This window comes from Nocardia neocaledoniensis (genome assembly GCF_029868625.1).
GTDB classification, from domain to species: domain Bacteria; phylum Actinomycetota; class Actinomycetes; order Mycobacteriales; family Mycobacteriaceae; genus Nocardia; species Nocardia neocaledoniensis_A.
In genome coordinates, this window is sequence record NZ_JARWOJ010000334.1 from 1 (window position 1) to 15,023 (window position 15,023).

13 protein-coding genes and 4 tRNA genes are annotated in these 15,023 nt (G+C 65.6%); 2 read left to right on the forward strand and 15 right to left on the reverse strand.

The genetic code is table 11. From position 1 onward, the window contains the following. Positions 1–126: 126 nt before the first annotated feature. The 4 genes from QH270_RS25685 to rplJ form a co-directional block, all read right to left on the reverse strand. Complete coding sequence (locus tag QH270_RS25685; RefSeq protein ID WP_280346651.1) at positions 127–3,627, reverse strand: DNA-directed RNA polymerase subunit beta; 3,501 nt, start codon at positions 3,625–3,627, stop codon at positions 127–129. A gap of 535 nt (positions 3,628–4,162) precedes the next feature. After that, positions 4,163–5,233, reverse strand: a complete 1,071-nt coding sequence (locus QH270_RS25690) for an ABC transporter ATP-binding protein (RefSeq protein WP_280346658.1) — start codon at positions 5,231–5,233, stop codon at positions 4,163–4,165. A 245-nt stretch (positions 5,234–5,478) separates the two neighbouring features. Continuing rightward, the gene (rplL, locus tag QH270_RS25695; RefSeq protein ID WP_110039246.1) at positions 5,479–5,865 is read right to left on the reverse strand and encodes a 50S ribosomal protein L7/L12; all 387 of its coding nucleotides are present in this window, start codon (positions 5,863–5,865) and stop codon (positions 5,479–5,481) included. 60 nt (positions 5,866–5,925) lie between these two features. Continuing rightward, positions 5,926–6,456 carry a 50S ribosomal protein L10 gene (gene rplJ / locus QH270_RS25700; protein ID WP_110039245.1) on the reverse strand — a complete coding sequence of 177 codons (531 nt, stop codon included), beginning with the start codon at positions 6,454–6,456 and terminating at the stop codon, positions 5,926–5,928. A gap of 410 nt (positions 6,457–6,866) precedes the next feature. On the opposite strand from rplJ, the gene QH270_RS25705 reads away from it, so the two are divergent. Beyond that, positions 6,867–8,477 carry an MFS transporter gene (locus QH270_RS25705; RefSeq protein WP_280346652.1) on the forward strand — a complete coding sequence of 537 codons (1,611 nt, stop codon included), beginning with the start codon at positions 6,867–6,869 and terminating at the stop codon, positions 8,475–8,477. A 38-nt stretch (positions 8,478–8,515) separates the two neighbouring features. Here QH270_RS25705 and QH270_RS25710 read toward each other — a convergent pair whose 3' ends face one another. The 11 genes from QH270_RS25710 to QH270_RS25760 all read right to left on the reverse strand — a co-directional run bounded on the left by QH270_RS25710 (position 8,516) and on the right by QH270_RS25760 (position 14,214). Then, entirely contained in the window at positions 8,516–9,064 is a 549-nt protein-coding gene (locus tag QH270_RS25710; protein WP_280346653.1) for an NADPH-dependent FMN reductase, read from the reverse strand. A gap of 100 nt (positions 9,065–9,164) precedes the next feature. Then, complete coding sequence (gene rplA / locus QH270_RS25715; protein ID WP_110039242.1) at positions 9,165–9,878, reverse strand: 50S ribosomal protein L1; 714 nt, start codon at positions 9,876–9,878, stop codon at positions 9,165–9,167. Between the two features lie 108 nt (positions 9,879–9,986). Next, on the reverse strand, positions 9,987–10,421 hold the full coding sequence (gene rplK, locus QH270_RS25720) for a 50S ribosomal protein L11 (protein ID WP_110039241.1): 435 nt from the start codon (positions 10,419–10,421) through the stop codon (positions 9,987–9,989). Between the two features lie 242 nt (positions 10,422–10,663). Next, positions 10,664–11,497, reverse strand: a complete 834-nt coding sequence (gene nusG / locus QH270_RS25725) for a transcription termination/antitermination protein NusG (RefSeq protein WP_280346654.1) — start codon at positions 11,495–11,497, stop codon at positions 10,664–10,666. Between the two features lie 83 nt (positions 11,498–11,580). After that, positions 11,581–11,955 (reverse strand): preprotein translocase subunit SecE, encoded by a 375-nt coding sequence (secE, locus tag QH270_RS25730; RefSeq protein WP_280346655.1) that lies wholly within the window; start codon positions 11,953–11,955, stop codon positions 11,581–11,583. 31 nt (positions 11,956–11,986) lie between these two features. Further along, positions 11,987–12,059: transfer RNA gene (locus QH270_RS25735), tRNA-Trp, on the reverse strand. 217 nt (positions 12,060–12,276) lie between these two features. Next, a complete protein-coding gene (locus tag QH270_RS25740; protein WP_280346656.1) occupies positions 12,277–13,350 on the reverse strand; it encodes a fused (3R)-hydroxyacyl-ACP dehydratase subunits HadA/HadB in 1,074 nt (357 codons plus the stop codon). A gap of 145 nt (positions 13,351–13,495) precedes the next feature. After that, positions 13,496–13,666: a 50S ribosomal protein L33 gene (gene rpmG / locus QH270_RS25745; protein ID WP_019049401.1), complete on the reverse strand. Its 171-nt coding sequence runs from the start codon at positions 13,664–13,666 to the stop codon at positions 13,496–13,498. Positions 13,667–13,702: 36 nt separating this feature from the next. Next, positions 13,703–13,778 (reverse strand) — tRNA-Met (locus QH270_RS25750). A gap of 62 nt (positions 13,779–13,840) precedes the next feature. Next, positions 13,841–13,913, reverse strand: a tRNA-Thr gene (locus QH270_RS25755). Positions 13,914–14,131: 218 nt separating this feature from the next. Further along, positions 14,132–14,214, reverse strand: a tRNA-Tyr gene (locus QH270_RS25760). A 177-nt stretch (positions 14,215–14,391) separates the two neighbouring features. Here QH270_RS25760 and QH270_RS25765 point away from each other — a divergent pair. Then, the gene (locus QH270_RS25765) at positions 14,392–14,883 is read left to right on the forward strand and encodes a YajQ family cyclic di-GMP-binding protein (protein WP_280346657.1); all 492 of its coding nucleotides are present in this window, start codon (positions 14,392–14,394) and stop codon (positions 14,881–14,883) included. Positions 14,884–15,023: the final 140 nt, after the last annotated feature.

A 15,023-nucleotide genomic window follows, 5' to 3' on the forward strand; every position in this document is an offset into this window, starting at 1 on the left:
ACAATAATTTTCACTTAAACCTTTAAAATTCTTTCCCCTTTTTGGGCCAAATTACCAAAAAAATTTAAATTTTTTCCCTTGGGGGGGCCGGGGGGGCCCCCCCAACCGCCCCCCCCGCGTCACCACCTAGTTCGCCAAATCGTCGACGGTGGCCGCTTCGTTCCTGGACAGGTTGATGCCCAGGTTCGCCGCGGCGCGCTCCAGATCCTCGTCGTCGCCGTCGCGCATCTCGATCGCGGCGCCGTCCGAGGACAGCACTTCCACGTTGAGGCACAGCGACTGGAGTTCCTTGAGGAGCACCTTGAACGACTCCGGAATGCCCGGCTCCGGAATGTTCTCGCCCTTGACGATCGCCTCGTAGACCTTCACACGGCCCACCACGTCGTCGGACTTGATGGTCAGGAGCTCCTGCAGCGTGTACGCCGCGCCGTAGGCCTGCATGGCCCAGCACTCCATCTCACCGAAACGCTGACCACCGAACTGCGCCTTACCACCCAGCGGCTGCTGCGTGATCATCGAGTACGGGCCGGTCGAACGGGCGTGGATCTTGTCGTCGACCAGGTGGTGCAGCTTCAGGATGTACATGTACCCGACCGCGACCGGGTACGGGAACGGCTCGCCGGAGCGGCCGTCGAACAGCGTGGCCTTGCCGTTCTCGTTGACCATGCGCTCACCGTCACGGTTCGGCAGGGTCGAGCCGAGCAGACCGGTCAGCTCCTCGTCGCGCGCGCCGTCGAAGACGGGGGTCGCGATGTTGGAGTCGGCCGGGGCGCCCAGCATCTCCTCCGGCAGCGACTGCGCCCACTCGGGGCGGGTGCCGTCGGCGGCGACGTCGACATTCCAGCCGGCTTTACCGATCCAGCCCAGGTGGGTCTCCAGGATCTGGCCGATGTTCATACGACGCGGAACACCGTGGGTGTTCAGGATGATGTCGACCGGGGTGCCGTCGGGCATGAACGGCATGTCCTCGGTGGGGAGGATCTTGCCGATGACGCCCTTGTTGCCGTGGCGGCCCGCGAGCTTGTCGCCGTCCTGGATCTTGCGCTTCTGGGCCACGTACACGCGGACCAGCTCGTTGACACCAGGAGGCAGATCGTCGTCGTCCTCGCGCGAGAACACGCGGATGCCGATGACCTTGCCGGACTCACCGTGGGGCACCTTCAGCGAGGTGTCGCGCACCTCGCGCGCCTTCTCACCGAAGATCGCGCGGAGCAGGCGCTCCTCGGGGGTCAGCTCGGTCTCACCCTTCGGGGTGACCTTGCCGACCAGGATGTCGCCGTCGCGGACCTCGGCGCCGATGCGGATGATGCCGCGCTCGTCCAGATCGGCCAGCACCTCGTCGGAGACGTTCGGGATGTCCCGGGTGATCTCCTCGGCGCCCAGCTTGGTGTCGCGGGCGTCGATCTCGTGCTCTTCGATGTGGATCGAGGTGAGGACGTCCTCTTCCACGAGGCGCTGCGACAGGATGATCGCGTCCTCGTAGTTGTGGCCTTCCCACGGCATGACGGCGACAAGAAGGTTCTTGCCCAGCGCCATCTCACCGTTCTCGGTGCAGGGGCCGTCCGCGAGGACCTGCCCCTTCTCCACCCGCTGGCCCTCGTCCACGATCGGACGCTGGTTGGAGCAGGTGCCCTGGTTGGAGCGGTTGAACTTGCGCATCCGGTAGGACTTGCGGCTGCCGTCGTCGGCCATCACGGTGACGTAGTCGGCCGAGACCTCCTCGACCACACCCGGCTTCTCGTTCACCACGACATCGCCGGCGTCGACCGCGGCACGCAGCTCCATACCGGTGCCGACGATCGGGGCCTCGGAACGGATCAGCGGCACGGCCTGGCGCTGCATGTTCGCGCCCATGAGGGCACGGTTGGCGTCGTCGTGCTCGAGGAACGGGATCATGGCCGTCGCGACCGACACCATCTGGCGCGGCGAGATGTCCATGTAGTCGACCTGAGCCGGCGTCACGAACTCGACCTCTTCGCCCGCACGGCGGACGAGGACCTTCTCCTCGATGAAGCGACCCTCGGCGTCGACCGGCGAGTTGGCCTGCGCGCGGACGTAGCGGTCTTCCTCGTCGGCGGTCAGGTACTTGACCTCATCGGTCACCTTGCCGTCGATGACCCGGCGGTACGGGGTCTCGATGAAGCCGAACGGGTTGACCCGCGCGTACACCGACAGCGAACCGATCAGGCCGATGTTCGGGCCTTCCGGGGTCTCGATCGGGCACATGCGGCCGTAGTGCGACGGGTGGACGTCACGAACTTCCAGACCGGCGCGCTCACGGGACAGACCACCCGGGCCCAGCGCCGACAGGCGGCGCTTGTGGGTCAGACCCGAGAGCGGGTTGTTCTGGTCCATGAACTGCGACAGCTGGGAGGTTCCGAAGAACTCCTTGATCGCGGCGACGACCGGGCGGATGTTGATCAGGGTCTGCGGCGTGATCGCCTCGACGTCCTGAGTCGTCATCCGCTCACGAACCACGCGCTCCATGCGGGACAGGCCGACGCGGATCTGGTTCTGGATGAGCTCGCCGACGGTGCGCAGACGACGGTTGCCGAAGTGGTCGATGTCGTCGACCTCGACGGGCACCTCTTCGCCGCCGGGGGCGGTCATCGACTTGTCACCGGCGTGCAGACGCACCAGGTACTCGATGGTGGTGACGATGTCTTCCTTCGTCAGCACCGAGCTGGTGACCGGCTCGTGCACGTGGATGCCGAGCTTCTTGTTGATCTTGTAGCGACCGACGCGCGCCAGGTCGTAGCGCTTCTCCTTGAAGAACAGGTTCTCCAGCAGGGTCTGCGCGGACTCCTTGGTCGGCGGCTCGCCCGGACGCAGCTTGCGGTAGATGTCGAGCAGCGCCTCGTCCTGGCCGGGCGTGCTGTCCTTCTCCAGGGTGGACATCATGATCTCGGAGAAGCCGAAACGCTCGACGATCTCCTCGGTCGTCCAGCCCAGCGCCTTGAGCAGCACGGTGACCGGCTGACGGCGCTTGCGGTCGATGCGCACGCCGACGGTGTCGCGCTTGTCGACGTCGAACTCCAGCCACGCGCCGCGCGAGGGGATCACGCGCACGCTGTGCAGGTCCTTCTCGGTGCCCTTGTCGATCGAGTGATCGAAGTAGACGCCCGGGGAGCGGACCAGCTGCGAGACGACGACACGCTCGGTGCCGTTGATGATGAAGGTGCCCTTGTCGGTCATCATCGGGAAATCACCCATGAAGACCGTCTGGCTCTTGATCTCGCCGGTGTTGTTGTTGATGAACTCCGCGGTGACGAACAGGGGCGCCGCGTAGGTCATGTCCTTCTCTTTGCACTCCTCGATGGAGGCCTTGACCTCTTCGAAGCGCGGGTCGGAGAACGACAGGGACATCGAGCCGGAGAAGTCCTCGATCGGCGAGAGCTCCTCGAGCACCTCCTCCAGGCCGCCTGCGAGACCGACGTCGCCGCGTGCGGCCGCCTTCTCACGCCAGTCGGGGGTACCGACCAACCAGGCGAACGAGTCCGTTTGTAGGTCGAGAAGTCCGGGCACCTCCAAGGGCTCACGGATCTTCGCGAACGAAACCCTCAACGGGGCTCCGGGGATTCCAGCCTTGGTCTGGGTGGAGACTGCCAAGATGCGTCCTTCCAGCACCTCACGCGCGTCGCGTGGTGGTCCGCGACCGTCGCTTGTCTGCTACGAATTCCGCTGGTTACAACCCGAACGAAACCCGAACAGGCAGCAGCGGAAGTAACACCGGAAGGTGGAACTTTCGTGTGCGAATCAAGGTGTGGACAGGAGGCAGCCAGCGCAACGTCCAAACTTACACCCATAGATAAGGGGGTGTCAACATACCATCCGTGCGACCGCTCACACGGCAAACGCGCCGAACTCCCGTAGACGCTGGCCGCGTCGGGTGCCCTGGGCGCCGTAGCCCCTGTAACAGCTGACGCTGCTGTGAATAGGGTGACGGTTCGCGCCCGGCTCGTCAAGTGGCGCGGCGGGGTCTGTCCGAGAAGTGAGATCGCCTGGCGCGCTAGACATCCCCGCCGGGAACCGCGGCTATTTTACCCGCGACACGCCGTCGGCGCCAACCGGCAAAACGCCCGTTCAGCGCATGTTTTCCGGCCGGGACGCGACGAAACCCCGGCCGCGTGGACCGGGGTTTCGTGGTGTCTCGCAGCGGTGCTCAGCCGTTCATCTGGCCGTGCGGAATCGTCTTCGTGTCGAACTGCTCGGTCGGCTGATCGCTGCCGTAGGCCGCCATCACCTGGGTGTCGTCGGACTCGGCGAGCGACTCCCGGATGGCGACCTGAGCGGCGTGCGGCAGGGTGTGCATGATCTCGCGCACCCGGGCCTGCCGCCGGAACACGGCCTGGCGGGCGGGCATGCCCGGCTCCGCCTTCATCTGCGGGATGATGCCCTCGATCTCCTCGGCGCCACCGTGGTGGTGACCGGCGTCGACGAGCGCCTGCTCGCGCGCCATCTGCGCCTCGTCCTTCTCCTCGGACATACCGATCGGGCCGATCATGCGGCCGTTGAGGAACTGCTTGACCACCGGCTCCTCGCTGGTCAACAGCACCTCACGGGGGCCGAACATGACCAGCTGGCGACGGAACAGCATGCCGATGTTGTCGGGCACGGTGCGGGCCAGGTTGATGTTGTGCGTCACGATCAGGATCGTGGCGTCGATCTGCGCGTTGATGTTGAGCAGCAGCTGCGCCAGGTACGAGGTACGCACCGGGTCCAGACCGGAGTCGGGCTCGTCGACGAGGATGATCTGCGGGTCGAGGACCAGCGCGCGGGCCAGGCCGGCACGCTTGCGCATACCGCCGGAGATCTCGCCGGGCAGCTTGTTCTCGGCGCCGAGCAGACCGGTCAGCTCGAGCTTCTCCATCACGATCTGCCGGATCTCGGATTCCGACTTCTTCGTGTGCTCGCGCAGCGGGAAGGCGATGTTGTCGAACAGATTCATCGAGCCGAACAGCGCGCCGTCCTGGAAAAGGACGCCGAACAGTTTGCGGATCTCGTAGAGCTCCTTGTTGGAGCAGGTGGTGATATCGGTTCCGTCGATGAAAATCGACCCGCGCTCGGGCCGCAGCAGACCGATGAGCGACTTCAGGAACACCGACTTACCCGTACCCGAGGGGCCGAGTAGCGCGCTCACCTCACCCGAGGGAAGCGTGATCGACACGTCCTGCCAAATTCGCTGAGAACCGAAGGACTTTGTTACACCCTCGGTCCTGACCTCGACGCCCACGCCTACCTCCATTGATCCCTGCGAGCACCCCACCCCGCTCCCGCACGCTCACATCACGGCGGCGCGTCACGGCTCTGTGGGTCCGGTCACTGTAACCCATCAGTGAGACGCGGCACACCCCTACATGACTGAAGAGTAACCCCGACCTCGCGGTACAGCGTGTATCACCTTCCCATGTCGGGAGAAATAACAAACGGGCGGCCCCCGAAAGGGGACCGCCCGGCTGTCGAACGCGAAGCGCTGAATTACTTGACGGACACCTTGGCGCCGGCCTCTTCCAGCTTCGCCTTGGCGGCCTCGGCGGCCTCCTTGGCGACCTTCTCCAGGATCGGCTTCGGGGCACCCTCGACCAGGTCCTTGGCTTCCTTCAGGCCCAGGCCGGAGACGATCTCACGGACCACCTTGATGACCTGGATCTTCTTGTCGCCGGCACCCTCGAGGATGACGTCGAACTCGTCCTGCTCCTCGGCGGCGTCAGCGGCGGCCGGGGCGGCACCCGCGGCGGCGACGGCGACGGGGGCAGCGGCGGTGACCTCGAACTTCTCCTCGAACGCCTTCACGAAGGAGGACAGCTCCAGGAGGGTCATCTCCGAGAAAACGTCGAGCAGCTCTTCGGTGGACAGCTTGGCCATGATTGTTCCTTTCGGTAGTGAATGTCTGTGTGCGCGGGCGGTAACACCCGTGCGGGGGTATTACTCGGCAGCGCCTTCGGCCTGCTTCTTCTCCTGCAGCGCGGCGGCCAGACGGGCCACCTGACCGGCAGGAGCCGAGAACAGCCCGGCAGCCTTGGACATGTTGCCCTTCATCGCACCGGCCAGCTTGGCCAGCAGGACCTCGCGGGTCTCCAGGTCGGCGATCTTCTCGACCTCGGACACGGACAGCGCAGCGCCGTCCATGTAGCCGCCCTTGATGACGAGCGCCTTGTTGTCCTTGGCGAAGGTCTTGAGCGCCTTCGCGGCGTTGACCGGCTCACCCTGGATGAAGGTGATGGCGGTCGGTCCGACGAACAAGTCGTCCAGGCCCTCGACGCCCGCTTCCGCGGCCGCGCGCTTGACCAGGGTGTTCTTGGCGACGGAGTACGTGGCCTCGGCGCCGAGGGCGCGACGCAGCTCGGTGAGCTTGCCGACCGACAGGCCACGGTATTCCGTGACCACAGTGGCCGTCGAGTTCTTGAACTGCTCCACGATCTCCGCGACAGCGGTGACCTTTTCAGGCTTCGCCATACTTCGCCTCCTCTCTGATGTCGGTTCGTGAACGCGCACTACCGAATTCAGGGGCCGGCGACAAAACTAACGCCCCGGACGCAAGGCGTACCGGGGCGCGAAAGAATAGACTTCTTCTGCCTCAGCTCTCCCTGCGTGGGCCGCCGGCAATGTCGCCGGACCTTCGATCGACACCGCGCAAACGGCATCGACGACCAACGGTCTTCGGTAGAACGAATGGGTAGTCATCGAACAGGTCGATGACCGGAGTCCACTGTACCCGGACCCACCCCCATCTGCCAAAACGGGTCACCGACGCCGGAATCGCCCGAATCGCGAGTGACCCACATCACTTTTATTCCTACAGTGTGGTAGCAATCGCATCCAAAAGGTGTTACGCGCGGTGACAGTAACCTGGTTCACTCCTGGCTATGACAACCTCGCTAGTCGCTCCACCAGTGTTGCTGGACCGGCGTTCGCGGCGCTTCCTCGCACTCGCCGTGATCTGCCTGGCCGAACTGCTGGTCGTCCTCGACAACACCATCGTCAACGTCGCCCTCCCCTCCATCGGTGTGCAGCTCGCCACCGGCGTCTCCGGCCTGCAATGGGTCGTCGACGCCTACACCCTCACCTTCGCCGGCCTGCTGCTCGCGGCGGGTAACCTCGGCGACCGCTACGGCCGCAGACGGATCATGACGATCGGCCTGGTCGGCATCGCCGTGATGTCGGTCGGCGGTGCGCTCGCCGACTCGATGACGCAGGTCATCGCGGCCCGCGCGGCGATGGGAGTCTTCGCCGCCGCCGTCTTCCCCGCCACCCTCGCCCTGATCATCAACATCTTCACCGACCGCCGCGAGCGCGCGCTCGCCATCGCCGCGTGGACCGCGATGGCCGGCTTCGCCATCGCCATCGGCCCGATCTCGGGCGGCTGGCTGCTCGAACACTTCAGCTGGCACTCGGTGTTCTGGATCAACGTGCCGGTGGCCCTGGCCGCGCTGGTCGCGACGCTGCTCTGGGTGCCGGAATCGCGGGCCGACCAGGTCGGCAGGCTCGACCTGCCCGGCATCGGACTCTCGATCGCCGGCATCACACTGGTGGTGTGGGCGATCATCGAGGCGCCGCACAACGGCTGGCTCTCGCTCACCACCCTTGGCACCGCCGCGCTCGGCGCGGTGCTGCTCGCCGCCTTCGTCATCTGGGAGTTGCGCACGGCCGCACCGATTCTCGATATGCGCCTGTTCCGCAATCGGCGATTCTCGTTGCCCGCCTTGGCCATCGCCATCGGCTACTTCTCCATGTTCGGATTCTTGTTCCTGATCACCCAGTACTTCCAGGGCGTGCGCGAGTACACGCCGCTCGAATTCGGCATCGCCTCGCTGCCGTTCGCGTTCTCGGTGGCGATCGGCGCGCCGGTCGCGACCCTGCTCGCACAGCGGGTCGGCACCACGGCCGTCCTGGTGATCGGCCTATCGCTCACCGGGCTCGGTCTCTACCTGGGCGGACAGGTCACCGTGGACAGCACGTACCTGATCGGGGTACTGCCGTCGATGGTGTTGATGGCCCTCGGCCTCGGCATCGTGCAGGGGCCCGCCACCGAATCGATCATGTCCGCGCTGCCGCTGGACGAGGCGGGCGCGGGCTCGGCGGTCAACGACACCACCCGCGAGATCGGCGGCACCCTCGGCGTCGCGGTCCTCGGCTCGATCGTCGCTTCGTACTACACCAGCCGGATCGGCGCACGAGTCGACGCCATCCCCCTCAGCATCATGAACGAGAACGAGAAGAGCCTGGTCAAGGCCAGCCCGCTCAGCGTCTTGGAGCTGCGCAAACGCGAGCTGGCCCCGTTCTTCGAGACCCAGCGCGAGAACCTCATCGTCGCCATGAAGACGGCCACGCTCCAGGGCGCGCACACCGCGTCCCTGGTCGCGACCGGCGCGGTTCTCGTCTGCGCGGTGATCGTGGCGATCTTCCTGCCGTGGAAACCGCACGGCGGTGATTCCGTGCTGCTCGCCTGGCGGGAAACCGACAAGAGCGAGGACTGACCGAACGCGCGCCGGGCGACCATGCCCGGCGCGCCGTTTCACGCCGCCCGCGCCACGTGGGCGAGCAGTTCGGCCAGCACCCGGCGCGCGCCGGCCCGGAACTCCGTTGAGCCGACCAGTCCGTCGTCGCCGACATCGGCGCCGAGCACCGGCAGCCGCGTACACGCCGACTCGACCACCTCGGCGCCGACATAGCCGAGCACCGTCGACAGGGTGGCTTCGGCGCCGCCGCCGCGGCCGGGCACGGCGACCGTGAGCCACGCGGTCGGCTTCTCGTACAGATCGGCCGTGCCCACGGTCCAGTCCAGCAGGTTCTTGATGCTGCCCGGCAGGGTGCCCGCGTACTCGGGCGTGCAGATCAGGACGGCGTCCGCGGCGGCGAGGTCGGCGCGCAACGCGGTCACCGCGGGGTATCCGGCGGGATCGTCGCCGGGCACGAACGCCGGTAACTCGCGCAGACCGGAGTAGAGGTCGGCCCGCACCGACGGCGGCGCGACGGCCGCGATCGTGCGCAGGGCGGCGGTATTGGTCGATCCGTCTCTGGTGCTACCGGAGATCAGCAGAATCCTGGTCACCTCCGTGCGCAACCGGGACGTTCGTTCTAATAGTCCCCGGGAAAGCCACGAGGGTGGTAACGCAGTGCGTCCCCACCCTCGTGGTCGATCAGGAGCTACCTGTCAGTGAAGCTCACGCATCCTCATCGAGGAGGTTGCGGGTGCGGTTCGGGTCCACCGGGATGCCCGGGCCGGTGTTGGTCGAAACCGTGATCTTCTTGACGTAGCGACCCTTGGCGGTCGACGGCTTCACACGCAGGATCTCGTCCAGCGCGGCGCCGTAGTTCTCCACCAGCTTGGCGTCGTCGAACGAGGCCTTGCCGATGACGAAGTGCAGGTTGGCCTGCTTGTCGACGCGGAAGTTGATCTTGCCGCCCTTGATGTCCGCGACAGCCTTGGTCACGTCGTTGGTGACGGTGCCTGTCTTCGGGTTCGGCATCAGACCACGCGGGCCGAGGACACGCGCGATGCGGCCGACCTTGGCCATCTGATCCGGGGTGGCGATCGCGGCGTCGAAGTCGAGCCAGCCGCCCTGGATCCGCTCGATCAGGTCCTCGGCGCCAACGGCGTCGGCACCGGCGGCCTCGGCCTCGGCGGCCTTCTCGCCGGCGGCGAACACGATGACGCGGGCGGTCTTACCGGTGCCGTGCGGCAGGTTGACGGTGCCACGGACCATCTGGTCGGCCTTGCGGGGATCCACGCCGAGACGGACGGCGACCTCGACGGTCGCGTCGGTCTTGGTGGTGGCGGTCTCCTTCGCCAGGCGCGCGGCGGCCAGCGGGGAGTACAGCTTGTCGCGATCGACCTTCTCAGCAGCGGCGAGATACGCCTTGCTTCGCTTTGCCATGTTTGTCTGTCCTTAATCTGGTTCAGAAGTGGTTGTCGGGCCTGGCCGGCCCTCCCACTCGGTACTGAAGGATCAGCCTTCTGCTGTGAACGGAAGGCTTCGCTTCGCTCAGCCTTCGACGGTGATGCCCATCGAGCGCGCGGTACCGGCGATGATCTTCGCGGCCTGCTCGATGTCGTTGGCGTTCAGGTCTTCCTGCTTGGTCTTGGCGATCTCCCGGACCTGGTCCATGGTGACCTTGGCGACCTTGGTCTTGTGCGGCTCGGCCGAGCCCTTCTGCACACCGGCGGCCTTGAGCAGCAGCTTGGCGGCGGGCGGGGTCTTCAGCTTGAAGTCGAACGTCCGGTCCTCGTACACCGAGATCTCGACCGGGATGACGTTGCCACGCTGCGACTCGGTCGCGGCGTTGTACGCCTTGCAGAACTCCATGATGTTGACGCCGTGCTGACCGAGCGCGGGGCCGACCGGAGGGGCCGGGTTCGCGGCGCCGGCCTGGATCTGCAGCTTGATGATCCCGGCGAGCTTCTTCTTCTTGGGGGGCATCTTTCTTCCTTGGGTTTCGGTTCCTTACGGTTGCCGTAAGCCTGTTGCGGGATCGCTCCCACGCCGGGTCCAAGCCCGGCATTCGCGCACGACCGTCACCCCGGGCGGAAAACGCCTGGAGCGGGTCTACACACGAACTGTCACACTCTACCGAACCGCGTCGTGAACACCGTCAGCGGGGCGGGTGTGATAACGGAAACGGCACCGCCGCAGCGATGCCGTTTTCCGAAGGACAGGGCCGATCAGATCTTGGAGACCTGGGTGAAGTTCAGTTCCACCGGGGTCTCGCGACCGAAGATCGACACGAGCACCTTGAGCTTCTGCTGCTCGGCGTTGACCTCGCTGATGCTGGCGGGCAGCGTCGCGAACGGGCCGTCCATCACGGTCACCGACTCGCCGACCTCGAAGTCGACCTCGATGATCGGCTTGGCCGACACCTCGCCGCTCGACTCGCCACCGGCGGGCGCCGAAGCGGCCGCGGCGGCCTTCTTCTGCTGCGCACCGGCCGGGACCAGGAACTTCACGACCTCGTTGATGGTCAGCGGGGTCGGCTTGGCGCCGGGGCCGCCACCGGTCATACCGACGAAGCCGGTGACACCGGGGGTGTTGCGCACCGCGCCCCACGACTCGTTGTTCAGCTCCATGCGGACCAGGATGTAGCCGGGTAGCACCTTGCGGTTGACGTGCTTGCGCTGGCCGTTCTTGATCTCGGTGACCTCTTCGGTCGGCACCTCGACCTGGAAGATGTAGTCCTCGAGGCCGAGGTTCTGGACGCGGGTCTCGAGGTTGGTCTTGACCTTGTTCTCGTAACCGGCGTAGGAGTGCACGACGTACCAGTCGCCGGGAACGCGGCGCAGCTTGGCCTTCATCGACTCGACCGGGTCGGCGTCGGGATCTTCCTCGGTGGCGACGGCTTCGACCGCGGCCTCTTCGGCCACGTCGGCGTCAGCGAGCTCGGTGGTGGCCTCGACCTCGTCGGTGGCGGACTCCGCCACGACAGTGTCGTCAACCGGGAACTCGGCGTTTGTTTCGTTCTCCGGGGTGCTCACTGAGGCACTCGCTTCCTGTGTCGTCACGTACATCTCTGGGCCGGGTGGGGTGTGCGGAGCACACTCCGCCATTCCGCCCGGGATCGGCTACCGGCGGCGATGCTCGGCGATCAGCCGAACAGCCAGTCGACACCCTTGACGAACGCTATGTCGATCCCGGCGATGAACGCGACCATGAAGACCACGAACACCAGAACGACGGCCGTATAGGTGACCATCTGCTTCCGGTTGGGCCAGATCACCTTACGCAGTTCCGCGATGACCTCTCGCAGGAACTTGAGCAGCCGCTTGAACGGGTTGCCCGTCTTGGCCTTACCGGCAGCCTTGTCCTTGCGCGAGGAGGGCCGGTCCAGCGTGGCCACCGAACCGGTGTCCGCCGGAGCATCCGACGTGCGCGCACGGCGAGCTGTCCGCTTGCCGCTCGGCCGAGTGGCAGCGGCGGTGTCGTCGCCGTCTTCGGCGCGAGTATCCCGCTCGTCGCTCACGTCGATCCTTCCTCGTCGCTGGCATTCAGGGCAGGGGCGACAGGACTTGAACCTGCAACCTGCGGTTTTGGAGACCGCTGCTCTGCCAATTGAGCTACGCCCCTTCGGTTGGACCGACATCGTTACAAGTCGAGTAATGAGTCGTGGGTGTCCAACCACATTCGATATTCAGTTATCGAGCCCTGGTGTCACACAACATGCGCGCCGCTTCCATGGGAGATCTACTCCCGGGGAAGATCAGCGCGCAGCAGCCGGTGACCCCAGAGTCCCGAGTGTACGTTACCGCGTGCGGTATTCGCCAATCCGGTACAGCCGACCAGGTCAGGACAGCTGAACGGTTGCCGTGGCCCGCCCGAAGATCTTCTTGCCCGCCGACTTCGCCGTGATGGCGACGACCGCCGTCCTGGCCTCCGGATCCACCGACTTCACCTTACCGGTGAACTCGACCTCGGCGGGCGCGTCGGAGCCCACGTAGACGGGGCTGGTGAAGCGGACGTTGTACTCCTTCACCGCGGCCGGATCGCCGAGCCAGGAGGTGACGAATCCACCGCCCAGGCCCATCGTGAGCATCCCGTGGGCGACCACGTTGTCCAGGCCGACCAGCTTCACGATCTCGTCGCTCCAGTGGATCGGATTGGCGTCGCCGGACACGCCCGCGTAGTTCACCAGATCGCCACGGGTGAGCCGGACGGTGCGCGGCGGCAGTTCATCGCCGGCCGACACACTGTCGAAGGACAGGGCGGTCGTGCTGACGTAGGGCTCCGGCACCTTGGTGATCGGATCGGGGGTGATCTCGGTGTGCGCGTCGAGCGGGGCGTGGTGCGCGGGCTCCTCGTCGCCGAGGCCGTGCATCAGGATGTTGCGCACCGCGTCCGACATCGTGGGATCGATGTCACCGCCGCTGCGGCCGATCAGCGTGGTGTAGGTGGTGAGCACCAGCTCGTCGTCCTGCGCGGTGACGATGTTCTTCGTCACGATGATGTCGCCGCCGAAGGCCTGCCGGAACGAATGCAGGTACACGTCACAGGTCAGCTGGTCGCCGACCCGGATGGGACGGTGGAATTCCAGGATCTGATCGGTCTGCATGATCTGGCTCAGGTCGTAGCCGGTGACGATCTCCTCGAACAGCTTGCGCTGGGCGAGGATGCCGACCAGGGAGATGAAGGTGAGCGGGGCGAGCAGACCCTCGTGACCGTTCGCGCGCGCGACGTCTTCGTCCCAGTGCACCGGGTGGTAGTCCTGGACTGCACGGGCGTATTCGCGCACCTTCTCGCGGCCGACTTCGTAGTAGTCGTCGACACGGTAGTGGTGGCCGACCATCGACGCCGCGTGCGCGGCGGGATCGAACGGTTCGGCGGCTGCGGCGGTCACCGCTTCGTCGGTTCCGGTGTTCACTGTCACAACTCTGGACCTTACTCACACGTAGCCGATCACGAGGTCGACCGGGGTGTGATCACCGCCGCGAATGGGTACCGTATCGGCCCCGGAAAAAGCACGAAGGCCGGACTTTCGTCCGGCCTTCGGCAGATGTTCTGGTGAATCAGCGCGACTCGCGGTGCGCCCGGTGGGTTCCGCAGTTCGGGCAGAACTTCTTCAGCTCGAGGCGGTCCGGGTCGTTGCGCCGGTTCTTCTTGGTGATGTAGTTGCGATGCTTGCACTCTTCGCAGGCCAAGGTGATCTTTGGCCGGACATCGGTGGACTTCGCGGCCACGATATGCCTTCTTTCCGGTCTGGGCTGAGTCGTTATTGGTAGCGATGGCCGGACTTGAACCGGCGACACAACGATTATGAGTCGTTTGCTCTACCGACTGAGCTACACCGCCACGGCGGACCTTTTACGGTGGATGCCGGCGGGAAAGTCGGTCACCACACCGGCAATCCGGCGAGCCCCCTAACGGAATCGAACCGTTGACCTTTTCCTTACCATGGAAACGCTCTGCCGACTGAGCTAAGGGGGCATGACTACGTGGCACAAGGTCTTGAACGGCGGGCCGATCAGAGCGACCCCGTGCTCCGGCGTCCTGAAAGAGATTACACACCCTCTGACGAGAGCACCAAATCGCCTGTTCAGAGCAGGTTTTTGCGCGGTCGCCAGTGCCTTGCGCCGCACTCGCACGGGGCCGGCTACCCCGGGAACCAAAGAACCCCGTCGATCAATGATCGACGGGGTTCGATGTGGCAGATGTAGGATTCGAACCTACGTAGGCTCTCGCCGACAGATTTACAGTCTGCTCCCATTGGCCGCTCGGGCAATCTGCCTTGTGCGCCGTCTCCGGTGCGCTGAGAAGCTTACAACGAACCCACCCCGGCTATGCAAACCGCCTGCACAGCACCCCTGCGAGCAGTGGTGTGGCACCGGTGCGGGTACAACTGTCTCGGTGGCCGGTAGACCCTCCGGCCCGGAGTTTGCCGGACCTTCATGGACAGGAGCGCAGTGTGGCTGATTCGTCATTCGACGTGGTGAGCAAGGTCGATCGGCAGGAGGTCGACAACGCGCTGCACCAGGCGGAGAAGGAGCTGAACTCCCGCTACGACTTCAAGGGCACCGACGCGGCCATCGCGTGGTCGGGCGAGGAAGCCATCGTGCTCACCGCCAACGCCGAGGAGCGGGTCAAAGCCGCGCTCGATGTGTTCAAGGAGAAGCTGATCCGCCGCGACATCTCCCTCAAGGCGTTCGACGCGGGCGAGCCGCATGCCTCCGGCAAGGTGTTCAAGATCACCGGCACCCTGGTGCAGGGCATCGACGCCGAGAAGGCCAAGAAGATCTCCAAGAAGATCCGCGACGAGGGCCCCAAGGGCGTGAAGGCCCAGATCCAGGGCGAGGAGCTGCGGGTCAGCAGCAAGAAGCGCGACGACCTGCAGGCCGTGATCAGCCTGCTCAAGGGCGAGGACTTCGGCATCGCCCTGCAGTTCGTGAACTACAGATAACTCGGCGGCTGGCGCCGCGGGTTTTCGGCCTCGTAACCTCGCCCCCCGGGGGCGCGGGCATGGCGGGGCGGGGGGGGGGGGGCGGGAGGGGGGGGGGGGGGGGGGGCACGCGGGGGGGGGGGGGGGGGGGGGGGTGGGGG